The 1,999-nt window shown below is 65.6% G+C and carries 3 protein-coding genes; all 3 read right to left on the bottom strand.

What is annotated here, in order from left to right; genetic code table 11:
- The coding region (locus EOA38_RS35000; protein ID WP_145966235.1) for a sugar ABC transporter substrate-binding protein at nucleotides 1-563 on the bottom strand (563 nt) is incomplete at its 3' end.
- Nucleotides 564-603: 40 nt separating this feature from the next.
- Nucleotides 604-1,368 (bottom strand): ATP-binding cassette domain-containing protein, encoded by a 765-nt coding sequence (locus EOA38_RS34995; protein ID WP_126093568.1) that lies wholly within the window; start codon nucleotides 1,366-1,368, stop codon nucleotides 604-606.
- The coding region (locus tag EOA38_RS34990) for an ROK family protein (RefSeq protein ID WP_145966234.1) at nucleotides 1,365-1,999 on the bottom strand (635 nt) is incomplete at its 5' end. The genes EOA38_RS34990 and EOA38_RS34995, both read right to left, overlap by 4 nt.

The following is a 1,999-nucleotide window of genomic DNA, read 5'->3' as shown; positions in this document are numbered from 1 at the left end:
ATCTTGACGTCCGGAAACGCCTTCATCTTCTCCTCGAAGCCCTTCTGGATGTCGAGGGTGTAGGGATCGCCGGGATCGCCGAGCACCTGCAGAACCTTGCCCTTCACCGAGCCGTTCTTGGCCTTCAGCAGCGCTTCGGCCTGGTCGGCCGCGATGTGGCCGATCTCGACTGTTCCCGCCACCGAGGTGAAGTCGGACGGAGTGGCGGTGATCTGGCGGTCGAATTCGACCACCGGAATGCCGGCGGCGCGGGCCGCTTCGACGGACGGCTTCAGCGCGTTGAAATCGACCGCCGCAAGAACGATCGCCGCAGGCTTCAGTGCGATGACGTCGTTCATCTGCGATTGCTGGGCGTCGGTCTTGTTATCGGCGTTCAGCGATTTGAAGTCATAGCCGACCTGCTTCAGGAACAGTTCCAGCGCGGTCACCGAGCCGGTTTGGAATTCGTCGAGCAGTGTCGGCACCAGGTAGTAGACGGTACCCTTGGACTGGGCGAATGCCGGCGTGAGCGTGGCAACGGCCAGAGCCAGGATACCGAAGACAGAAAGTAGCACTCGCTTCATGTCGTTCGCTCCTCTTCTCGCCGGACCCCTCATTTGTCCCTCAGCCCGCCGGTCCGGCACCGGCGAGCGTCTCTCCGGTGATCATGTTGATCACCGCATCGGGACTTGTCTTGTTGCGCGCAACGTCGCCTGCCACGACGCCTTGGCGGATCACCACGATCCGGTCGGCGACCTGGAAGGCCTGCTGCATGATGTGGGTGATGATGACGACACCGATGCCCTGGCTTGCCACCTGGCGGATCATGTCGAGGCCGCGGCGCGTCTGCTCGACGCCGAGCGCGGCGAAGGGCTCGTCGAGCAGCACCAGCTTGCCGCCCCAATGGACGAAGCGGTTGAGCTCGATCGCCTGCCGCTGGCCGCCCGAGAGATGCTCGACCTTGGTGCGCAGCGAGGGAATGCGCGTGCCGGCATTGGCCAATGCCTTCGCCACCACCGCTTCCATGGCGCGCTCGTCGAGTACCGGAACGCCAAGCACCTTGCGCGTGATCTCGCGGCCCATGAAGAAGTTGGCCACCACGTCGACGTTGGTGCAGAGCGAGAGATCCTGGTAGACCGTCTCGATGCCGGCGGCCTTGGCCTCGGCGGGGGATTTGGCAAGGAACTCCTTGCCTTCGAACAGCATGCGGCCGGAAGTCGGCTCGAGCCCGCCGGCGATGATCTTGACCAGCGTCGACTTGCCGGCGCCGTTGTCGCCGAGCAGCGCCACGACCTCGCCGCGTCCGATCGAAAAGCTGATGCCTCGCAGCGCCTGGATGGCGCCGTAGTTCTTGGCGACGTTGTCGAGGACCAGCAGGGGCTCACTCATGCCGCGATGTCTCCGCCTTTCAGAGGGTCGTCCTCGCGCTGCCGCTTGGCGGTGAAGATCTGGCCGAAGCGCGGCGAAAGCACGCCGGAAACGGCAAGCGCCGCCGCGCCACGCAGCACCGCGTGCTGGCCGCCCCGAGCGACCAGGATGCGCGACGTCATGCGATCCTTGCGGGCAGAGACCGAGTTGTGCAGCGGTTCCGCTGACGCCGCCAGCCGTTCGAGCAGGGCAGGGGAAGCCAGTCCGCCGAGGACGATCGTTTCGGGGTCGAAGAGGTTCTCGATGATGGCGATCGCGTTGCGGAAGATCGGCGCGACCTCGGCCACCCACTCGGCATCATCGCCGCTCCACCGGCCTCGTGCTTCCAGCGAGATGTAGCGTTCGAGGCAGCCGCGATTGCCGCAGGGACAGAACTCGCCGCCCGGGACGACCGGGATATGGCCGATCTCGCCGGCATTGCCCCAGGCGCCGCGCAACGCGCTGCCGTCATGCAGCATGGTGCCGCCGAGCCCGACGCCGAAGTAGAGATAATAATATTCGGCATGCTTCGCGCCGAGGCCGTAAAGGCGCTCGCCCATGGCGGCGGCGGCCATGTCGTTCTCGAAGAAGGCCGGCAGGCCGGTGACGGCGG

Origin of the sequence: Mesorhizobium sp. M1E.F.Ca.ET.041.01.1.1, from assembly GCF_003997355.1 — a bacterium.
GTDB lineage: Bacteria > Pseudomonadota > Alphaproteobacteria > Rhizobiales > Rhizobiaceae > Mesorhizobium.
Note: the sequence above shows the minus strand (reverse complement) of the source record. Positions and strands in the feature narration are given on the sequence as shown.

Excerpts from the sequence above, each read along its gene's own strand:
- EOA38_RS34995 (WP_126093568.1), bottom strand. The coding sequence starts at position 1,368 with ATGAGTGAGCCCCTGCTGGTCCTCGACAACGTCGCCAAGAACTACGGC.